This is a genomic window from Phormidium sp. FACHB-1136 (genome assembly GCF_014697375.1).
Taxonomy (GTDB): Bacteria; Cyanobacteriota; Cyanobacteriia; order Phormidesmidales; family Phormidesmidaceae; genus Nodosilinea.
Genome location: NZ_JACJRS010000067.1, coordinates 1 through 19,577 on the forward strand (window position 1 = coordinate 1; position 19,577 = coordinate 19,577).

At 56.9% G+C, this 19,577-nt stretch carries 17 protein-coding genes; 6 read left to right on the forward strand and 11 right to left on the reverse strand.

Going from position 1 to position 19,577, the window contains the following annotated elements; all coding sequences use genetic code 11:
* The first annotated feature begins 92 nt into the window (after positions 1-92).
* On the forward strand, positions 93-1,472 hold the full coding sequence (locus H6G62_RS17960; RefSeq protein ID WP_190497634.1) for a hypothetical protein: 1,380 nt from the start codon (positions 93-95) through the stop codon (positions 1,470-1,472).
* A 275-nt stretch (positions 1,473-1,747) separates the two neighbouring features.
* On the opposite strand, the gene H6G62_RS17965 is transcribed toward H6G62_RS17960, so the two are convergent.
* Positions 1,748-2,947: a glycosyltransferase family 4 protein gene (locus H6G62_RS17965; RefSeq protein WP_347239377.1), complete on the reverse strand. Its 1,200-nt coding sequence runs from the start codon at positions 2,945-2,947 to the stop codon at positions 1,748-1,750.
* Positions 2,948-3,059: 112 nt separating this feature from the next.
* The gene (locus H6G62_RS17970) at positions 3,060-4,040 is read right to left on the reverse strand and encodes a glycosyltransferase (protein WP_190497636.1); all 981 of its coding nucleotides are present in this window, start codon (positions 4,038-4,040) and stop codon (positions 3,060-3,062) included.
* A gap of 208 nt (positions 4,041-4,248) precedes the next feature.
* On the opposite strand from H6G62_RS17970, the gene gcvP reads away from it, so the two are divergent.
* Both gcvP and H6G62_RS17980 read left to right on the forward strand, forming a co-directional pair.
* A complete protein-coding gene (gene gcvP / locus H6G62_RS17975; RefSeq protein WP_190497637.1) occupies positions 4,249-7,185 on the forward strand; it encodes an aminomethyl-transferring glycine dehydrogenase in 2,937 nt (978 codons plus the stop codon).
* A 201-nt stretch (positions 7,186-7,386) separates the two neighbouring features.
* Positions 7,387-7,830 carry a hypothetical protein gene (locus tag H6G62_RS17980; protein ID WP_242052153.1) on the forward strand — a complete coding sequence of 148 codons (444 nt, stop codon included), beginning with the start codon at positions 7,387-7,389 and terminating at the stop codon, positions 7,828-7,830.
* 207 nt (positions 7,831-8,037) lie between these two features.
* Here the strand turns inward: H6G62_RS17980 and H6G62_RS17985 are convergent, their stop codons facing one another.
* The 5 genes from H6G62_RS17985 to H6G62_RS18000 all read right to left on the reverse strand — a co-directional run bounded on the left by H6G62_RS17985 (position 8,038) and on the right by H6G62_RS18000 (position 13,127).
* Positions 8,038-8,292 (reverse strand): DUF2442 domain-containing protein, encoded by a 255-nt coding sequence (locus tag H6G62_RS17985; protein ID WP_190497639.1) that lies wholly within the window; start codon positions 8,290-8,292, stop codon positions 8,038-8,040.
* 12 nt (positions 8,293-8,304) lie between these two features.
* Entirely contained in the window at positions 8,305-8,562 is a 258-nt protein-coding gene (locus H6G62_RS17990) for a DUF4160 domain-containing protein (protein WP_190497640.1), read from the reverse strand.
* 40 nt (positions 8,563-8,602) lie between these two features.
* A complete protein-coding gene (locus H6G62_RS28370) occupies positions 8,603-8,731 on the reverse strand; it encodes a hypothetical protein (protein ID WP_277883038.1) in 129 nt (42 codons plus the stop codon).
* Positions 8,718-8,951: a hypothetical protein gene (locus H6G62_RS17995; RefSeq protein ID WP_190497642.1), complete on the reverse strand. Its 234-nt coding sequence runs from the start codon at positions 8,949-8,951 to the stop codon at positions 8,718-8,720. The genes H6G62_RS28370 and H6G62_RS17995 overlap by 14 nt, the downstream gene beginning before the upstream one ends.
* A 195-nt stretch (positions 8,952-9,146) precedes the next feature.
* Positions 9,147-13,127, reverse strand: a complete 3,981-nt coding sequence (locus H6G62_RS18000) for a tetratricopeptide repeat protein (protein ID WP_242052155.1) — start codon at positions 13,125-13,127, stop codon at positions 9,147-9,149.
* Positions 13,128-13,526: 399 nt separating this feature from the next.
* Between H6G62_RS18000 and H6G62_RS18005 the strand changes: the two genes are divergently transcribed.
* A complete protein-coding gene (locus H6G62_RS18005; RefSeq protein WP_190497644.1) occupies positions 13,527-14,474 on the forward strand; it encodes a tetratricopeptide repeat protein in 948 nt (315 codons plus the stop codon).
* A 49-nt stretch (positions 14,475-14,523) separates the two neighbouring features.
* On the opposite strand, the gene murJ is transcribed toward H6G62_RS18005, so the two are convergent.
* Positions 14,524-16,146 (reverse strand): murein biosynthesis integral membrane protein MurJ, encoded by a 1,623-nt coding sequence (gene murJ / locus H6G62_RS18010; protein ID WP_190497646.1) that lies wholly within the window; start codon positions 16,144-16,146, stop codon positions 14,524-14,526.
* 188 nt (positions 16,147-16,334) lie between these two features.
* Here murJ and H6G62_RS18015 point away from each other — a divergent pair, with 188 nt between their 5' ends.
* Both H6G62_RS18015 and H6G62_RS18020 read left to right on the forward strand, forming a co-directional pair.
* Positions 16,335-16,643 carry a hypothetical protein gene (locus H6G62_RS18015; RefSeq protein ID WP_199325094.1) on the forward strand — a complete coding sequence of 103 codons (309 nt, stop codon included), beginning with the start codon at positions 16,335-16,337 and terminating at the stop codon, positions 16,641-16,643.
* Positions 16,644-17,060: 417 nt separating this feature from the next.
* Positions 17,061-17,636 carry an NUDIX hydrolase gene (locus H6G62_RS18020; protein WP_242052156.1) on the forward strand — a complete coding sequence of 192 codons (576 nt, stop codon included), beginning with the start codon at positions 17,061-17,063 and terminating at the stop codon, positions 17,634-17,636.
* Between the two features lie 168 nt (positions 17,637-17,804).
* Here H6G62_RS18020 and H6G62_RS28375 read toward each other — a convergent pair whose 3' ends face one another.
* The 3 genes from H6G62_RS28375 to H6G62_RS18030 form a co-directional block, all read right to left on the reverse strand.
* Positions 17,805-17,936 (reverse strand): hypothetical protein, encoded by a 132-nt coding sequence (locus H6G62_RS28375; protein ID WP_277883039.1) that lies wholly within the window; start codon positions 17,934-17,936, stop codon positions 17,805-17,807.
* A gap of 205 nt (positions 17,937-18,141) precedes the next feature.
* A complete protein-coding gene (locus H6G62_RS18025; protein WP_190497648.1) occupies positions 18,142-18,831 on the reverse strand; it encodes a RibD family protein in 690 nt (229 codons plus the stop codon).
* The gene (locus H6G62_RS18030) at positions 18,832-19,401 is read right to left on the reverse strand and encodes a hypothetical protein (RefSeq protein ID WP_190497650.1); all 570 of its coding nucleotides are present in this window, start codon (positions 19,399-19,401) and stop codon (positions 18,832-18,834) included.
* Positions 19,402-19,577 lie beyond the last annotated feature (176 nt).

A 19,577-nucleotide genomic window follows, 5' to 3' on the forward strand; every position in this document is an offset into this window, starting at 1 on the left:
TGCTTCTGAAGCTCTTGCTTTTCCTCTGACGTTAGATAGTTTCTGACTCCCATGGCTTATTCCAGAATTTTAATGTATTATACGCAGTTTAGATGACTAACAGCTTATCGTCTGGTGCGTCCAGTTATGCTACCTCCGTTAAAACCCACCGCACCAGTCCGAGAGAATTTTATGATCATGCCAAATGTCTTATCAAGATTGGCCAGTATCGAGAGGCAGCAGAGGAGTTAACTCATGCAATAAAGCTTAATCCTAACTATGCCGCAGCGTATCACTTGAGAGGCATCTTGTTTTCAGTATTAGGCTTTGAGCATCGGGGAAGCAGTGACTTTAGACGAGCATCGGAATATGGACTTTATCTCATTGACTATGATGATGAAATTATTGATCTAATACGGCATAATTCAGAGTTTAGATATTTGAGTTATCTATTAAAAAAGGATTCTCCTAGACAAGCAGGCAAAAACTCTCCTAGAAAAGAAAAAAATCAGCCTCAGCCTCAAGAATCTGGCACACAGGAACAGCACTCACCCTTCGACGAAGTAGACTCTACTAAGGTTAAAGAAGCTGGCTTTACAGCAAAGCTATCGCTTGATGGAGAGTTTGCGCAAGAAATAGAGGCGATCTCTGTCATGGTAATGAGTCCTAACAGGAAATTGATCGTCACAGGACACCATCACGGCTCTATTGAGTTATGGAATTATAAGAATAAGCGTAGATTTCATGTTCTCAATGGACACCTGAGTATTGTAACTCATTTAGTTTTCAGTCCTGATAATCAAATTCTCTTCAGTGGCAGTCAAGATGGCACAATACGGTTATGGAATTTAGCTGATGGAAGCTTCATCAAGCAGATTAAGGCCCATGATCAGGATGTTGAGACCTTTGCTATTGATTATACGGCCAAATCATTAATAACAATAGGATCCGAAGGAAAGGCAAAAATATGGGATTTTCGTGAAGGTAAGCTGCTAAGATCATTTCCACATCCTGAAGCCTCTACCTTATTGCTTGCCCTTGGCACGGCTGGATTGTTTAGCATTTGTGGTATTTCTGATGGTTCTATTCAGTTATGCCGAACACTTAAAGTTGAGAAAATGAAATCAATTCAGGCGCACAGTGAATCTGTGCAAGCCTTGACTATTTCTCAAGAGAGTCGAACCTTTGCCTCTGGATCCTCCAATGGCGAAGTGGGCCTATGGCAGTTTCCATCAGGGGATCGCCGCCAAACCTGTCAATCAGCCCAAAGCGGAATTACGGCACTCACCTTTTGCCACCAGGGGCGCTTGCTCTGCGGGACGGATAATCAAGGGCGGCTGATGGTTTGGGATGTGGCCTCTGGAGCATTGCTCGATACGGTCTTCGCTCACAGCCCAGGGAACATGAACCTGATTACCGTTGCCGACGATACGCTGCTCAGTGCCGGAGCCGATGGCTGCATTCGTCAGTGGCGTCTCCAGGTGCCATCGTAGGATAAACGGAACCTTCACCACGTTTACGGCCATCAATAATCCCATCGTTATTGACAGGGGGCAACGGCTTGCGGCTCTTGATTTTTTACCCCCGTTGTAACCCACCGATGGCCCCAGTATCAACCTACTCAGCAGCGCAATGCCAGAAAGAGATACCGGGTAAATCCGGGAATTAGGAGGAGTTCATGGTAATCAAGAAATGTTACATAAACGGTGAAAACTGGGTATCCTGCATCACTTCAGCCATACCCACAGGGGTAAAACCGTTGTCCCCTTCAGATCGTGCCGATCACCCGTTCATAGGCATCCCCGGCCCGATCCCAGGTGAAGGTGGACTCGATGAGTTCGCGCCCCCGTTGGGAGAGGGTGGCCCGTAGGTTGGCATCGTCGAACAGTTGGCCAATGGCATTCACATACTCGGCGGTGGAATTGGCCCGCAGTGCCCGCTGGGGTTGGTCTACGGCCAAGCCTTCCAAGCCCCGATCACTGGCGACCACGGGCACCCCCGCCGCCATGGCCTCCAGGGTTTTGTTTTTAATGCCAAAGCCAATCCGCATCGGCACCACACCCACCGTCGCCCGGTGCAGATAGTCTGCCACCGAGGGCACCCGCCCCGTGACCACCACCCCTGGGTATTGGGCCAAAGCTTGGACGGCCTCCGTGGGCTTGTTGCCGACGAGATAGAGGGTGGCCTCTGGGTAGCGCTGGCGCAGGGGCGGCAGAATCTCCGTAGCGAGGTATTGGGCCGTATCCACATTGGCGATGTAGTCCATGGCTCCCACAAACACTAGGCTGTGGCCACCGGGGTCTGCATTGCGGTAGGGGAACGCCTCCAAATCCACCCCATTCGGCACCACATGGAGGGGCGTTTGGCCTGCAATAGGTTCAAAAAAGCGGCGATCCTCCTCGGTGGTAATCACCAGGTCAGAAAACTTTTTCACATATTGCCCTTCGTAGCGGCGCATTAGGCCCAGATTGAGGCGATCCCGCCAGGGCTTCTCGGCGGTGCCCGTTTCAAGCTGGTTCAACAACGTGCCGTAGAGCGAACTATGAATATCCACCACCACCTTGCCCACCCGCTGCCGATAGCTGGGTTGCACAAACCCTTCGTTAACGCTGTGTTCGCAGGTGATGACATCACACTGGCCGCTCGTTACCCAGTCCTCAATCCAGGCTTGCATAGCTGGCACCATCAGATAAGTGGTACTAGGGGGCGTGCCCGTCACCAAAAAGTTGGCAAAACGGCTGACCTTGCCCATCGTCCCTCGCTTCAAATCAGCGGGATTGGGCTTCGGGAAACACACCAGTTTGTCCACATAGCCCCGCAGATCTACTACATCCGCCTCGCTGACCTCCGGCGACGTTTGGGTGACCAGGGTTACGGCATGGCGCTGGCTGAGGTGCTTCAGCAGGTAAAAGGTACGCACCTGAGTTCCCCCCAGGGTGGGCGGGTAGGGAAACGTGGCGGAAATCATTAAAAGGCGCATGGGCATGGGGGAGTGGGGAGTCGTAGGGACGGGGTCTTCCCGTCCGCCGCGCAGGATTTCGCCAGCATCAGGGTTTTCCAGCCAATTAGGAAATCAGGGATCAGGGCAGATGGGCAATCTGGCGGGCAGCGGGGGATAATTGGGCCTGCTGTTGGCCCTGGTCATAGGCGTGACCACACCATAGGTCGAGGGGCGTGGTGACGACATCGACCCTGGTGGCTTGGCCCATCAGGGCTTTAAGGGCCGCTTGGGGCAGTTCTTTGAGTCCCCAGCGCAGTAGGCGATAGCGCACGATTCCGGCGGTGAGGGGGCGCATGAGGGCAATTCCATGGAGATCGTGCAGATAGCGGCTGGAGCAACCATAGCGGTACCACTGGCGGCGCAGTTCCTGGAGGGTGCGGCGGTGGCGGTGGTAGATGATGGCCTGGGGCGCAGAGGCCAACTGCCAAGCGGTGTGTTGCTGAACTCGCCAGCAGAAATCGGCATCGCCTCCGGTGGTGAGATGAGGCCGAAATAGGCCGATCTGCCGAAAAATCTCGGTCCGCACGGCCAAATTTGCCGTTTGGCCATAGGGCAAAAAGGCATGATGCAGGGTGTTTTCCTGGGAGAGGGTGCCCTGGCGTTCGGCATAGCGCTCTAGCCAGTGCTGACTGGGTAGGGCTTGAATTCCCCCGGCCACTAGGCCAATGGCGGGATCGGCAAAGGGCTTGACCAGTTCCTCTAGCCAGGTGGGTTCGGGGCAGCAGTCGGCATCGGTAAAGGCCAGGATCTCCCCCGTGGCGGCGACAATTCCGGCATTGCGGGCGGCGTAGGAGCTTTGAATATCGGCATAGGTCAAGGGCTGAAGGCGGATTTCCCGTTCGGCGGCTTGGGCCGCAGCGGTCTGCAACATCTCTGGGGTGCGGTCTTGGCTCCCGTTGTCCACCAGCCAGTAGTCTACCCGGTTGGCGGGGTAGGTCTGGGCCATCAGACGCGCTAGCAGGCTAGGCAAATCTTCCTCACCGTTGTAGATGGGCACGATGACTGAGACCGTTGGCCTCCCTGGGAGGACAGGATCGGAGGGTAGGGAAGATGGGGACATGGCAAGGGGCCACTGGAAGACTCACTCGCCCTATTATGCCCGTCCCGCCCACCGGATGACGCGCCCTGCGTTGAGAAAGGGCCATAGCGGGTTGTATCCCAAAAAGGACGGGTTTGTTTCAAAATATAAACACCTGGGTTGCCAAGGGTGCGGTTGCACTGGGCCAACCTGGGGGACTCATCATCCTTCACAGCGAGCCACAGCGGGTATGACGCAAGCCTTTTCTGCACCGATCACCGTTTCTTCGTCTGCCTCTGCCGATTGGGCCAGGGCGGCCAATGGTCACGCCGCATCGAACTCGGAGCAACCCCTCAGCCCCTTTGTGGCGCGGCACCTGGGGCCAACGGCGGCGGAACAGGCGACGATGCTGGCGGCCTTGGGCTACGACTCGTTAGAAGACCTGATGGCGGCGACGGTTCCCGCTACGATTCGGCTACCGCAGGATCTTGACCTTCCCAAGGGATTGGATGAGGCGGCGGCGTTGGCGAAATTGAAGGCGCTGGCCAGCCAAAACCAGGTATGGCGGTCTTACCTAGGCCTGGGCTATGCCAATACCCTCACTCCTGGGGTGATTCAGCGCAACGTGCTAGAAAATCCGGGTTGGTACACCCAATACACTCCCTACCAGCCGGAGATTTCCCAGGGTCGTCTGGAAGCACTGCTGAACTACCAAACCCTAATCACCGACCTGACCGGAATGGAAATCGCCAATGCTTCTCTGCTCGATGAGGGCACAGCGGCGGCAGAAGCGATGACCCTGGCCTTTAACGCCCGTAAGAAAAAGGACGCGACGACCTTCTGGGTATCCGAAGCCTGCCACCCCCAAACCATTGATGTGGTGAGAACCCGCGCCATTCCCTTGGGCATTGATGTGGTCGTTGGGGATCATCGAACCTTCGACTTTGCCACCCCCGTCTTTGGCGTACTGCTGCAATACCCCGCCACCGATGGGGCCATCTACGACTACGAAGCATTCATCGCCCAGGCCCACGGCGTCAATGCCCTAGCCACCGTCGCCGCCGACCTGCTCAGCCTCACCCTACTGCGTCCCCCTGGGGAATTTGGGGCGGATATTGTGGTCGGCAACAGCCAGCGTTTTGGTGTGCCCCTGGGCTATGGTGGTCCCCATGCCGCCTTTTTTGCCACCCGCAATACCTTTGCCCGCAAGCTGCCCGGTCGTTTGGTGGGCGTTTCTAAAGACAGCTACGGTGCCCCGGCCCTGCGCCTCGCCCTGCAAACCCGTGAGCAACACATCCGCCGCGATGCTGCCACCAGCAACATCTGCACCGCCCAAGTGTTGTTGGCGATCATGGCCAGCATGTATGCCGTCTACCACGGGCCGGAGGGGCTGAAAGCCATCGCCAACCGCATCCACCAGCAGACCCAAACCCTAGCCCAGGCGTTGACCGAAGCCGGATTCACCCTCGGTAGCGAACCCTACTTCGACACCCTGCGCGTTGCCGTTGGCGATCAACAATCCGCCATTCTCGAACGCGCCGCCGCCCACCGCATCAACCTGCGCGTGGTGGATAGCGAAACCCTAGTCATCGCCCTCGATGAAACCGTCACCGATCAGGATCTCCAAGACCTAATCACCGTCTTCACCGGAAATCCCGACTCCCGACTCCCGACTCCCGACTCCCCACTCCCCACTCCCCACGCTCGCACCAGCCCCTTCCTCACCCACCCCACCTTCAACCGCTACCACAGCGAAACGGAGATGCTGCGCTACCTGCATCGTCTGCAAGCCAAGGATTTGTCCCTGGCGACGGCGATGATTCCTTTGGGGTCTTGCACCATGAAGCTAAACGCCACGGCGGAGATGATCCCCGTCACCTGGCCGGAGTTTGGCCAAATCCATCCCTTTGCTCCGGCGGATCAGGCCCAGGGCTATCGGCAGTTGTTCACGGATTTGGAAACCTGGCTGTCGGAAATTACCGGGTTTGATGGCGTGTCCCTTCAGCCCAACGCCGGAGCGCAAGGGGAATACACCGGGCTATTGGTGATTCGCGAATACCACCAACAGCGGGGCGACACCCACCGGAATGTTTGCCTGATTCCCCAATCGGCCCACGGCACCAACCCAGCCAGTGCGGTGATGGCGGGGATGAAGGTTGTCCCCGTGGCCTGCGACGAGGAAGGCAACATTGACGTAGCCGACCTGGAAGCCAAAGCCATCCAGCACAGCGACAACCTAGCGGCGCTGATGGTGACCTATCCCTCCACCCACGGCGTATTTGAGGCGGAAATTGCCCGGATTTGCGAGATTATCCACACCCACGGTGGCCAGGTCTACATGGATGGGGCCAACATGAACGCCCAGGTGGGTCTCTGCCGTCCGGCAGACTTTGGCGCGGATGTCTGCCACCTCAACCTGCACAAAACCTTCTGCATTCCCCACGGCGGAGGTGGCCCAGGGGTTGGCCCGATTGGGGTGAAAGCCCACCTGGTGTCCTACCTGCCGGGACATAGCCTGGTGCATGGGGTCGGCGGCGATAAAGGGATTGGAGCGGTGACCTCCGCCCCCTGGGGCAGCGCCAGCATTTTGCCGATTTCCTGGATGTACATCGCCATGATGGGGCCGCTGGGCCTGAAACGGGCGACAGAAGTGGCGATCCTCAACGCCAACTACATCGCCCAGCGCCTAGAGGGCCACTACGACATCCTCTACACGGGGCAGAATGGCCGCGTCGCCCACGAGTGCATTTTGGATGTGCGCCCCTTCAAAAAGTCCGCCGACATTGGCGTGGAGGACGTAGCCAAGCGCCTGATCGACTACGGCTTCCATCCCCCCACCATGTCTTGGCCCGTGGCGGGGACGCTGATGGTGGAACCCACCGAAAGCGAATCCAAAGCCGAGCTGGATCGGTTTTGTGATGCGATGATCGCCATCCGCGAGGAGATCCGCGCCATCGAAACTGGAAAGGCCGACGCAGAGAATAATCTGCTGAAAAACGCCCCACACACGGCGGCGGATCTGGTCTCCGATTGGGATCGTCCCTACGGTCGGGAACAGGCTGTTTTCCCCACAGAATTCTGCCGCAACGCCAAATTCTGGCCCGCCGTGAACCGCATCGACCAAGCTTATGGGGATCGTAACCTGGTGTGCTCTTGCATTGGCATGGAGGCTTACCATGACAGCTAGGGGATCCGCCAAGAAATAAGGGCCAATGACTACCTTTCCTGCTGGTGCATTGCTTAGCGTTGGCGAAGCAATGCACCCCTCAACCCAACCGAATCCCTCAGGTTCAGTAGATCGCAAACACGCTCTTGTGCTGTTCACCCGCCTTCGCCACAGCCATCAGGGGTTCATGCAGTGTTAATCTTGGCTATCGGGATTTCCATAATGGCTATGGCGAACACGCTTTCAACGGCAGAACTTCAGTCGGCCCAGGCGCTTTTGCAAAACTACGCTCCGGCCCAGACGGCCCTGGAAAATCTGCACCAGCACCGGGGCAACCTGGAGGCCAGCCTGGAGGATTTGTCGATGGCGGCGGCGGGGTCGGCGGTGTATGGAGAAGACCGCAAGACGTTGCGTCAGGTGCTTGTGGCCAATCTGCGGCGGGAGCTATGCGGCGACGATAGCTTTCGCGAAAAGGTGGAGGAGTACAACAAAAATCCGGCCCAGGCGGCTCTGCTAACGGGGTTGATTGTCTACGTGGTGGATCTGATTGCGCTGCCCTGGATGAGTCCGGCGATTGCGACGGTGGTGGTGCTGTGGATTCTCAAAATTGGCCTCCGCACCTTCTGCGACTACACGGAACCGAGCGATGCCCAAGGAAATGAGTGATGCTTGCTTGGTGGGGAGGTTGTCAGACTGCGACATCTAGCTACCCTCAATCCTCCGACTTTATAGCGGATTTCACACGGGTGAAGCACATTGCAATGATCCCCCCTGCCCCCTTATCAAGGGGGGGACAGAGTGCAACTTAGACAGCTAGGCACTGGGGGGATCTAGACCTCAGCAAGGGTGTATCTCACTCTATCAAGAACGGCTTTAGGCTATTTGGGATAGGGGTTGGCCGATGTCGTAGAGAAATTCTGGGGCAAAGTCTGCACCGTTGGGCCATTCAATGGTGTTGGTCTCTGAATTGAGGAAAACCTGCCTGAATTGTGCTGGGTCTTGGAGGGGCGCAAAGATTTCGCCATAGAGTTCTGACTCTAGATCAACCTCTTTGGTTACCTGATCGCTAAAGGTGAGCCTGAGCTTATAGTCTTGCAGAAGTTCAAGGCGTGTGACATGGAGGAACATAATCGCTTATCGCTATTGCAATGGTTGAATTTCGTTCAGGGCTTGGCGTTGTCTGGCACGCTCCCAGTTCTCTAGTAATTCTGCTTGGTGAAGGTCTAGCCACTCCAGTACCATTCTCAAAGCACGTTTTGACATTCTGCCTTCGACGACACCCGTAGTAATTTCCACAATCACTTCCTGATCTTGATATCGAGCATGGAAGTGAGGAGGCTGGTGGTCGTTGTAGTTCATGAAGATGATGATTCCATAGAATCTACTAATCGTTGGCATCTGGGAATAGGATCTCGTCTAGGGTGAGGTGGTCGAGCCATTAGCTACGGTCTTTTGTGTAGTCGCCGTGGCCTTGGTCGAACTGCTTGATAAAACGCACAGCATCGACATAGCCCAGGGCATCGACTAGGGCTTGAAAGCCTTTACGGGACAGATCAGCAGGGGACATGGTTATCTGCGTTGTTGAACCAGTGGGTAATCTCTACAAAATCGTCTTCGCTGTAGTCGGCAGGTGAGAAGGAGGCTTCGATTGCCGCTTGTTCTTGATTGTCTACATAGGGAAGGATCAGGTCAAAGAACTTGAACCACTCTTCTTGCATCACTTCGCGGACGCTGTCTTTGATGAGGGATTTGAGGGTTTGGATGTCGAGGGCAGCGGTGGGTTCCATAGGGATGGGTTGTCTAGTGGGGGTGGTACTAAATCTATTGTGTATGAGATAGCGCCAGTGTGGTGGCTTGGGGCAGACAGCAAGACTGGGGTAGAAACCGGGGTTCTAGTGTTCTGGGGAAAGATCCCAGGGTTCTGGTGGGGGCTGTTGGTTGGCTCGTGGGCTATGGCTAAAGAACCCTGGGATCTGGGGTCTCTACCCACGGTTGGCGGCGAAGCGCTCTTGCACCTGGGCGGGGGTGGTGCCAAGGCACTGGGCCACAGCGGCAAGCAGGCTGTCGTCTTGGGTGGTTTGGTACAGACGGGCGAGGTTTCGTACTGTCTGGGCTACGCTTTGCTGGTCGTTGAACTCAACAAAAATGGTGAGAGCTTGCTGTAGGTGCTGCTGGGCTTGGGCATAGTCTTCTTGGGCTTCTGCTAATAGCCCAAGTTGCCTGTAGGTGCTAGCTTGGCTGTAGCGGTCGTTGAATTCGATTTTGATATCGAGGGCCTGCTGATAGTGCGCTCGTGCCTGCTCATACTCCCGCAGGTCTTGCGCCACAATGCCCAACTGGTGGTAGATACGGGCTTGGTTGTAGCGGTCGTTGAATTCAATACAGATATCGAGGGCCTGCTGATAATACGCTCGCGCCTGCTCATACTCCCGCAGGTCTTGCACCACAATGCCCAACTGATGGTAGGTGCGGGCTTGGCTATAGCGGTCGTTGAATTCAATACAGATATCGAGGGCCTGCTGATAGTGCGCTCGCGCCTGCTCATACTCCCGCAGGTCTTGCACCACGATGCCTAAGTTGTGGTAGGTGCTAGCTTGGCTGTAGCGGTCGTTGAATTCGATGTAGATATCGAGGGCCTGCTGATAGTGCGCTCGCGCCTGCTCATACTCCCGCAGTACTTCCGCCACCATGCCCAACTGGTGGTAGGTTCTGGCTTGGCTGTAGCGGTCGTTGAACTCAATTTTGATATCGAGGGCCTGCTGATAATACGCTCGCGCCTGCTCATACTCCCGCATCTCTTGCGCCACGATGCCCAACTGGTGGTAGACGGTGGCCTGAGTGTAGCGGTCGTTGAATTCGATGAAAATATCGAGGGCCTGCTGATAGTGCGCTCGCGCCTGCTCATACTCCCGCAGGTCTTCCGCCACGATGCCCAACTGGTGGTAGGTGCCCGCTTGCTCGTAGCGGTCGTTGAATTCGATGTAGATATCGAGGGCCTGCTGATAGTGCGCTCGCGCCTGCTCATACTCCCGCAGTTCTTGCGCCACCCTGCCCAACTGGTGGTAGGTGCTAGCGAGAGCGGACTTAATTTGGTTGTCAGATACTTCTCGAAGTTGAAGTATCACGTTGAGGACTTTCTCATAAGTTGATCTTGCTTTTTGGTAATTTTGAGTAGTCATGTAGCAATAGGCTAGCCTGTCCAAAGTCATGACAATCTCAAGGCCAATTTTTCCTACACGAATCTCTAAGGGATATTTCTCCTGAATCTGGGTAACAAATTCCGAAAGTTTAATAGTGCTTGAAATATCCTGACTCAGTCTAAGAAAATCAAATAGACAAAGGAAAATATCAACGCTTTCTTGCTTTTCAAGACAAATTTTCAACGCCACATAGAGATTCTCATACTCCAACCGACAGAACATCAGCCCCAGTTGCCGCTGGTTGGGGTCTTTGGAGTCCATCCACTGCTGGTAGCTGCCTGCCAAGCCCTGGTAGTGGGCTTTGAAGCCGTCGTAGAGGGCATTGTGGGTGGCGGAATTCAGGGTGTTTAGTTTGGTGCGGAGGAAGTAGGGAAAGATGGGTTGAATGGTGAGACAACCGGGAATGCCGGATTCGTGGGGAGATAGCAAACCCCAGTTAATCGCTTCTTGAATGGCGGTATCGAATTGGGAGAAATAATAATCTTTAAAGGGTTCGTGCTGTTGGAGTTGTTTGCCGTAGTTTTCTAAGTCGGCTCGGTCGATGAAGCTATTAAAAGGGGCCAAACACACCAGCAGTTTTTGGGCCTGAGGTGAGAGGTTGCTGTGGGAATATTCCACGCATTTGAGGATGTTGTTGGTTTTGTCGTTGCCGCCCACATTGAGGTCTACATCGGCAGCCTGGAGGGCGGCGAGGATGGCTTTGGGGCTTTGGGTGGCTAGGTTGGCCAGCACCACTTCCATCGCCAGGGGGTAGCCCGCCAGCAGGGTCATCAGGCGTTTAAAGTCGGCATCCTTTTGCAGGGTGGCGATGCGTTGGGTGTCGCCCACCTGGGCGATCAAGATTTTGTCGGCCAGTTCGGTGCGCGATTCGGGGTCTAGGCCGCCCAGGGTGTAGAGATTGGCTTGGCCTTCGTGGGTGTAGGTATCGGCCAGCCAGTCCTCGCCACTGCGGGAACCCAGCACCACTTTGGTGTGGCCCCCCACCAGCCGCTGCAAAAACCGATGGATCTGGGCCTGTTCTGCCTCAGGCAGGGTATTTGGGATAGCCAAGGCTTGCCCCGTCACCGATTCCAGGTTGTCGAGCATTAGGGCGTAGGGCTGGGCGCGTAGTTGTTCGGCCACATCCTCCAGTTGGGCGGCGGCGGGCATGGCCTCGAAGGTGGCAAAGGCGTAGGGGTCGGGGTAGAGGGTTTTGCCGATGTCGCGCAGGATGTATGGCAGGGTGTAGGCCGTTTTGTCGTAGCCGAAATAGAACACATCGTTGACAAAGTGGGTCGTCTGCCACCAGTCGCGCAGGTAGTTAAGCAGGGTGGTTTTGCCCGTGCCGCCCATGCCCTGCACCAGCAGCACATTGTGCCGCAGCAGCGCCTTCTCAATTTTGAGAATTTCCAGATCTCGCCCCACAAAGCCGTAGGTGGGCGCTTCAAAGCGGTAGCGTTGGGCGCGTTGGGTCAGGTACTCGGCCTTTTCGGCGGGGGCAAACTCCCGCAGGGCCAAATCCACCGGACGATTGGCATAGACCACGGGCAGCAGCCAATCCTCTAGGGGCACCATTTGGTTAAAGTACACCTTGCGTTCTTTGCGGTTGTACAGTTCCTTGCGGCCCAGGCGAATGGCTTCGGGAATGCCCCGCTGGGCAAACAACTCGGCATAGAGCTTTTCCATCATCACCTGGGCCGCCGTTACCGTCACCGAATAGCCCATCGCCACCACCATCTGCACCCCCGCCGCCATCAACCGACTGCCCAGACTGGTTTCGGTGCTTTGCAGGGGATCGGTATTTTGCAGGGGGTCGGGGGTGGACGCACTGCTGTGCGCCCCTACGGGGGTGGACTTGACCTGTTTGGCCGATTGGCAGGCATTCAAAATACAAATGGGAATCCCCCTGTTGGTCAGCAGCTTCGCCAGTTCCTCCGCCTCCACCGGGTCAGCTTTGCCCTTGGCCTCTCCCTCAAAGAACAAAAAGGCCTTTTGCCCCGTGTAGCGCTCCATCTCTGGACGACCATAGCGGGCTCTGTAGGTGTAGCGATCCTTCGTTACCCCGGCCTCGAACTGGTCGTAGGTCATCAGTCCACCGTGGGCATCGAAGTGGACGATGTGATAATGTCCATCTTTGTTTTCTAGGTGTCGGGAGAGAGCCTCGAAGGTGCCGGGGCGCAGGATCTCCACCTTCACCCGCAGTTGGGCGCGATGGATGGCCTCGATCAACGGGCGGGAAATGGTGCGATAGCCCACGTCATCTTCCTCATCCGGGCGGGCCGTCACCACCAGCAGGTTAATCACCGGGGAGGGGGCTAGGGTCACAGAAACACCCCCAGACTGAAACCGCTTGCGGGTAAAGATGGCCTCGGTGGCCAGGGGGGTGGGATGGTCGGGGTCTTTTAGCGCCTCCCAATGCAGCGCTTGAAAATCGGGGGAATCGCCCTCAATGTCTACCTGGAGTTGGCTTAGCCCACCGCTACAGGCGCGGCCATAGTCGGCATAGGCGCGACGGTCGCTAAAGAGTTGCTCAAACAGGCTTTCGCCGTAGGTCTGCACACTGGCGGCGGCCCGCTGGGCAATCACCTGGTTATCGAAGGGAAAGCGAATCCATTGCTCGAAGTAAAACTCCAGTTCCCGCTCCTGGGCCTCGGTGAAGGGGTCTTGAACCGTAACGGAGTAATGGGTTTGGCCATCGATGCTGAGGGTGGCGACAAAGCCGGATTCGGTCGTCTGCTGGTGGCGAAGGGTGATGGTGGGCATGGCGACGGGCCAGGGGCGCAAAATTTCCTCTATCTTGGCCTAAAAAACAACCATCATCCTAAATCCGGCTGGTTTGCTCCCAGTATCAGCGGGGGAGGCGATCTTGCCCCTGTGATGCTGCGACTAACCCAAGCGATCAGAGGGTGGCCAGACGGGGTTATCGCCGCAAATGAACTCTGCGGTTCTGCCTTTTGAGAATCGGGAGTATGGGATGCGGGTTGGGTCTGAGACCAAATCCGAGCCAGAAGACCCCGATTCCCAGGCCGACAAACCGTAGGGGCGAGGTCTCCTCACCCGCTGATACCGTGGGTCAGTAAGCCGGATTGAGTATGATTGGCTCGCCCGTGGTTGAAAAAATCGGGGCACCTATATATTGTTAGGGGCGTCTAATCGCGCAGATGCTCCTACCCTTGTGTTGCCATGGCCCGATTCTTGTTGCGACGGTTGTTGTTGGCGGGTGTCGCCACGGGGAGTCTGGTCGTCCTCGGTGGCCATCGCCCTGGCGTCCAGCCCTCAGCCCTGGCCCAAACGGCACCGAGTTCAGCCCAACCCAGGATCCAACTTGCCCAAGCTGACTCAACCCCCAATCCCGCAGCGGCGGAAGCGGCCCTAAACCAAGGGCTGATGTTGATTCAGCGGGGGCAGGCCGAACAGGCCCAGGCCCAGTTTGAGCAGGCCATTGCCCTAGACCCCACTATGGCGGCGGCTCACTATAACCTGGGCCTGTTGTTTCGGCAGCAGGGCAAGCTTCAGGAGGCAGCATCGTCGTTTTGGCAGGCGGTGCGGGCGGATCCCCAATTTGCCATGGCCTATGCCAACCTAGCGGGTGCCCTGATTGAAGGGGGGAATTTGGATCAGGCCGAAGCCTATCTGCGCCGTGCCCTGCAAATTCAGCCGGATTTGGGCAATGCCCACTACAACCTGGGCATGGTGCTCCAGGGACAGGGCCGTTTGGATGACGCCCTCGCCGCCTTCGCCCTGGCGGGGCAATACAGTCCCCAAGCGCCAGAGTCCCACTTTCAGCGGGGGATTATCTACCTGCAACGGCAGCAGTACCAGGATGCCGAAACCGCCCTACAGCAAGCCCTTGCCATTCAACCCCAATATCCCCAAGCCCACTACAACCTGGGTTTAGCTCGGTTTAATCAGGGTCAGGTGGAGGAGGCGCTGGAGTCTTTCCGGCGGGCCACCCAGATCAACGGCAGCTACGCCGATGCCTACTTTAGCGCAGGGCTGGCGTTCATCCAACTCGGTCGCTACGAAGAGGCCCGCACGGTGATGGAATTTGCCCGGAACCTGTACCTCACCATGGGCCAATCGAACTGGGCCGTTCTGGCTCAAAACCACCTGAGTCGCTTGCCGAACTAGGTTGAGGCATGGACAGGGCCAGGAGACCTTGCCCCTACGGGTTAGCGGGTTAACGGCGGCGGAAGCGTTGGCTGAGGCGTTGGCCCAGTTGCCGCACTTCGGGGATGGGCAGCACCGAAGCACCCAGGATGAAGACCAGGACGCCCACGCCACCGGGAACCAGGAGTTGCAGCAGCAAGGGGCCGAGGCCTGTGGTGCCTAGCCAGCGTTCGAGCCCCTGAAGCGTGCCCCAAGCGGCTGTTCCCGATAGGGCACTCAGCAGCGTCAGTAGGCCAATCAGTCCAGCCCACTCCAGGAGGGGCAGACCCCGCAGGCGATGGTGCAAAATCGCTGTCAGCGCCAGGGTAGAAAATACATTCACCCCCACCGTGGCCAACACCAAGCCCGGTGCGCCCAGCCAGCGGATGAAGAAGAAATCCAGCACCCCGTTCAGCACGATGTTAATCAGGCTGATGCGAAAGGGGGTTTGGCCATCCCCCATGGCGTAGAACACCCGCACCAGCACATCCCGCGCCAGGTAGACAAACATACCAAAGCCGTAGACCATCAGCACCGAGGTCACCATGGCCGAGGCGTCGGTGTCGAAGGCTCCCCGTTCATAAATCACTCGCACCATGGGCGAGGCCAGCACCACAAACAGCGCCCCCAAGGGCAGCATGGTCAGGGCCGTAAATAGAAGACTTTGGCGAATTCGATCCTTTAATTCAGGCCAATGTTCCGGTGCGGCCAGACGGGCAAACAGCGGCAAAAAGGGCACTAAAATCACGTTGGAAATGATGCCCAACGGCGTTTGTACCAAGAGGTTTGCATAGCTCAGAGCCGCCGCCGTGCCGGGAATAAACGAGGCAAAAAACAAGTCCGTAAACAGGTTAATTTGCAGCATCCCCGACGACAGCGTGGCCGGAATCAGCACCCTAAAGACATCCTGCACCCCCGGCAACTTCCAATCAAACCGCAACCGAGGTCGGCCTAGGCCCGACTTCCACAGGGCCGGAAGCTGAGCCAACCACTGCAACACCGCCCCCGCCAGGGTGCTGCCCGCCAGCGCGGCACCGCCCAGCAAAAAATAGTCGGCGTTGGTAATGTTGGCCCCAATCGCCCCATAGAGAAGGCCCAACCCCAGCAGCACCGCCCCGCTGGAGAAAATGGGACTGATCGACGGCAGCCAAAACTGGCTATCCGCATTCAACGCCCCAAAGCCAATGCCTATCAGCCCCGCAAACAGGGCCATGGGCGACATAATCCGCAGTTGCAGCACAGCAATGTCGCGGGCGATGGGTTCCGTTTGGGCCAAGCCAGGGGCAATGGTGTCGATGATGCCGCCTGCCATCAGGAAGAGCACCACCGAAATCCCCACCAGCACCAGCCCTACCAGGGTATTGATCGCCTCCAGCAACGCCGCCGTATCCTTGCGATCTTGCTTGGCGACCACGCTGACAATGGCGCTGTGGAAGGGGCCGTTGATGCCTCCCAGCAAAATCAGCAAAAAGCCCGGAATGATGTAGGCAAAGCTGTAGGCATCCGCCACTGGCCCCACCGCAAAGGCCGCCCCAATCGCCTGCTGCCGAAACAGCCCCGCCAGCTTGCTAATTAGCGTCGCCACCGCCACAATGCCCGCAATGTTGGCCAAGGAACGGTTGGGCGAGGAGGGTTTAGGGTCGGAATCGGTCACAGTGATTGCGCTACGTTGAGCTACAGAGAAAGGTCAGCGACGAAGGGAATAAACGGCTATCCATCATCCATCCACCGAGGGAAACGCCGTCCAGCCTTGGCCATCCCCCATTTAACTGCATAATGGCGAACTCCATAACCACGATTGCTGGGTAGGATAGTCCCAGGAAACTCTGGACTAGAATAGAGATGGTTAACCGCCAGGTTTGGCTAAATTTTCTGGCCCTGCTGCCCAGTACCACCCTCACCGTTCTGACTATCGCTGTTGCGTTTCTGCGGTTCTATGACGAACAAGACTTCCAATTCCTCCAACTCATCGCCGACCCCAGAGCCTGGAGCAACCGACTCACCGTGGCAGCCCTCTTGGTGGCACTGGTTAATTTCGGCGTTGAGTGGAACAGTCGAAACCGAGAGGCAAACCGCCGAGTTGAGGAAGAGCAACGCCGAGCTAAGTCAGAAGAACGAGCGGCTCGCCGAGCTCGAATCGAAACTGAATGAGATCTTGCACTCCTAAGCTTTTTGGCGGAACCTTCGGACGACAATCGCCACAAGCTAACCCAGGTGTTGGCCGTTCTCAACGAATATCGCGACAGCCTGAGCTAGCGATCCCCGGTTTCTGTTACCGGGCCATCCAGAATCTTTCCTGCTAGGCCAAGAAGCTGGGGATCGGAACCCACCAGATTAAGATCCCCGGTTTTCTACTGTCGGAGGCTCCAAAATTATGGCTGATTGGTCAGGGCAGGTATCCGCACCAGTCCAGGCTTTGGCATCTTGGCTAGTTGCCTGAATGGCTTGTCTAAAGGCAGCGAGCATGGCGCTGTGGTTTTGGGTTTCCCAATGTTGCCAGCCCTGTTGCCGTAGTGCAGCACCTAGGGTGATAGCCTGGATCAGACTCACCACTTTGGATCCAATTTCTTGACTGACACCCCCCTTTCCCCCTCTACTCCCTGGCCCGTGGATCAGGTTCTCATGGATCTGCGTAACCCCTGGCTGCGCTTGGTGGGGGAACGGTTGCAGACCTCGGATCAGCAAACGGTGGACTACTGGCGGGTGGAAAAAGCCGATTCCGCCATTGTGCTGCCGATTTGGCGGGAACAGGTGGTGGTTCCCCCATCGGTCTATCGTCCCGGTGTAGGACGGGTGACCTTGGATTTACCGGGTGGTCGGGTGGCGGCTGGCCAAGATCCCGCCGATGCGGCCCAAGCCATTTTGCAGCGGGAACTGAGGATAGGGGCCAGTGGACTCCTCACCCTAGGGCGCTTGAATGGTGAGGGCTGGCCTGTAAATAGTTCCTTTTCTAACCAGCGCTTGTTTGGCTTTCGGGCCAAGCTGACCGAGGCCGATCATCCTTTTCCCTTGGGTAGCCAGTTTTACCCCTTTTCCCAAACGGGGCTGTGTGACCTGCTGAAGCAGGTTTCCTGCCTGCAATGTCGGGCGGTGGTTCTAGAGGTATTGCTATCGATAAGCGTGGTAAATCAAGCCAATCCATAGATCGAAAACCAACCACAACCCTTGGGTCAGGGACTCCCTAGGGGTTGTGGTTGGAGAGGTCAGGATTGAACATCCAAGGCCCAAAGCAGACATCTCCCCAAGAAGATTGGGATCTGCGGCACAGGCCGTCATGAATGTTTTGGCCTTCTGTTTTAGCGGCAACAGGCGTTAGCGGTGCTGCATCCAGAAGTTAAGTTCTTGGCGAATGCGAGACCGTTCTTCTATGCTGGCGTAGCGGAGTTGGTGGCGCAGTTCGCTGATCACTTGGCGGCGGTTTTGGCTGGAGCTGGAAGGAAGCATGGCAATACCCCTACTATCTGTAGCGACAATTACATTTTTGCGGATCTCAGCCCAAAACTGTAGCTTCAATTACAAATCTTTGCCCAGCCTACGGGAGGATCATCCTAAAATTCGGCTGGCTTGCCCCCGGTATCAACGGGCGAGGAAACCTCGTCCCTCGGAGTTGAGGGGCTGGGAATCAGGATCTTCTAATTCGGATTTGGGATTAGACCCCGGAGGGGTGAACCAGGTAGTGCAAAAAGACCTCGTCGCCGATGGTTCGATGTTCGAGCAGGGTAAGCCGGGGGGCAAGTTCGGCTAAAAACCCCTCGCCATCGACTGGGGTGGGGGCGGTGGCTCCCCCTAGCAGCAGGGGGCAAACAGTGATGTAAACCTCGTCAATGCAGCCATGGCGCAGCAGATCGGCGGTGAGGTGTCCGCCACCGAGAAGGGCCAGGGTGTGGAGTCCTTGGGTAGGGAATTGGGCCAGCAGTTTAGGCCAGTTCCAGGCATCCGTTGGAACCTTGGGGATGACCCACAGGCGATCAAAGAATTCCCCGGTCTGCCAGGGTTGCGCCCCCGCTGGGGTGGTGATCAATCCTCTGGGAACGGGTTGCTGAAAAAAACGCCATTGCGGATCGAGATGGCCGGAGGGTGACCACACAATATGAATCGGTTGATCAGTTTGGCCCCGCTGGCGGCGGGCTTCGATGAGCGCAGGGTTGCGGACACTGAGGGTGGTGCCATAGGCCCGTAGGGTGCCGCTGCCAAACAACACCCCATCCGCCGCTGCCACCCTAGCCTCCAGGTGGTCCAAATCAGCCTGGGAGGAAAACCGCGCCGCCCGTCGCTGGGCATCGGCAATTTTGCCATCCAGGCTCATGGCCAACACTAGGCTGATCCGGGGCCGATCCATCTACCCCACCAGAGCCTCAACGCTGTGGATTCCCTCGCCCAAGGCCCAGACCTGGCGCACCGTCCAATTTTGGCGGGTAGTACGCTGATAAAACCGCATTTCCCAATGGCTGGACCGATTCAGGTCAATCATTTCCTCGGCCAGTTGGGCCATGGCCTGGGTTTGGGCCTTGCCTTGCCCCTGGGCTAGCACCAGACGCAGATGTTCTTGAATGCGCAGGGGCATTTTGCGGGTGGGGGATTTCACCGTGCAGGCAAAGTTCACCATCACCTGACGCAACCAAGGGGCCGTAAGGGCCAGGGTGAGGCTGTCGGTGGTCTGCTGCCATCCATCTACCTGAAGGGCCATGTCGGGGCGAGACCTCATGCCGCGCTTGTAGGCCCGCTCTAGGGTTTGGGTGTAGATCGGCAGGGTATGCCCCTGTTCTTCAAAGGGGTCGATCAGCTTGCAGCAGGGCAGCCCCAGGGGGGTGACGGCAGAGCCCCAGGTCTCTTGACTGCGGGTTAAGAAGGCTTGAATTTGATCCGCGAGGGATCCGGTTGGGCAAGCATATAAGGCAAACTTATCCATGGGGTTCCCAGATAAACAACATCCTGGGACGGCTTTGCTCAGGCCATCCTAGCCACCGCTTTAAAGGACCTGAGCGCCAGCGCGATATGCACGATGGGTAGGGTTAAAGTCGCTGCCATACCCCCGATACTACTCTACTGTGCCCTGCTGTGGGGAAAGCCTAGTCCTAGAGAGAC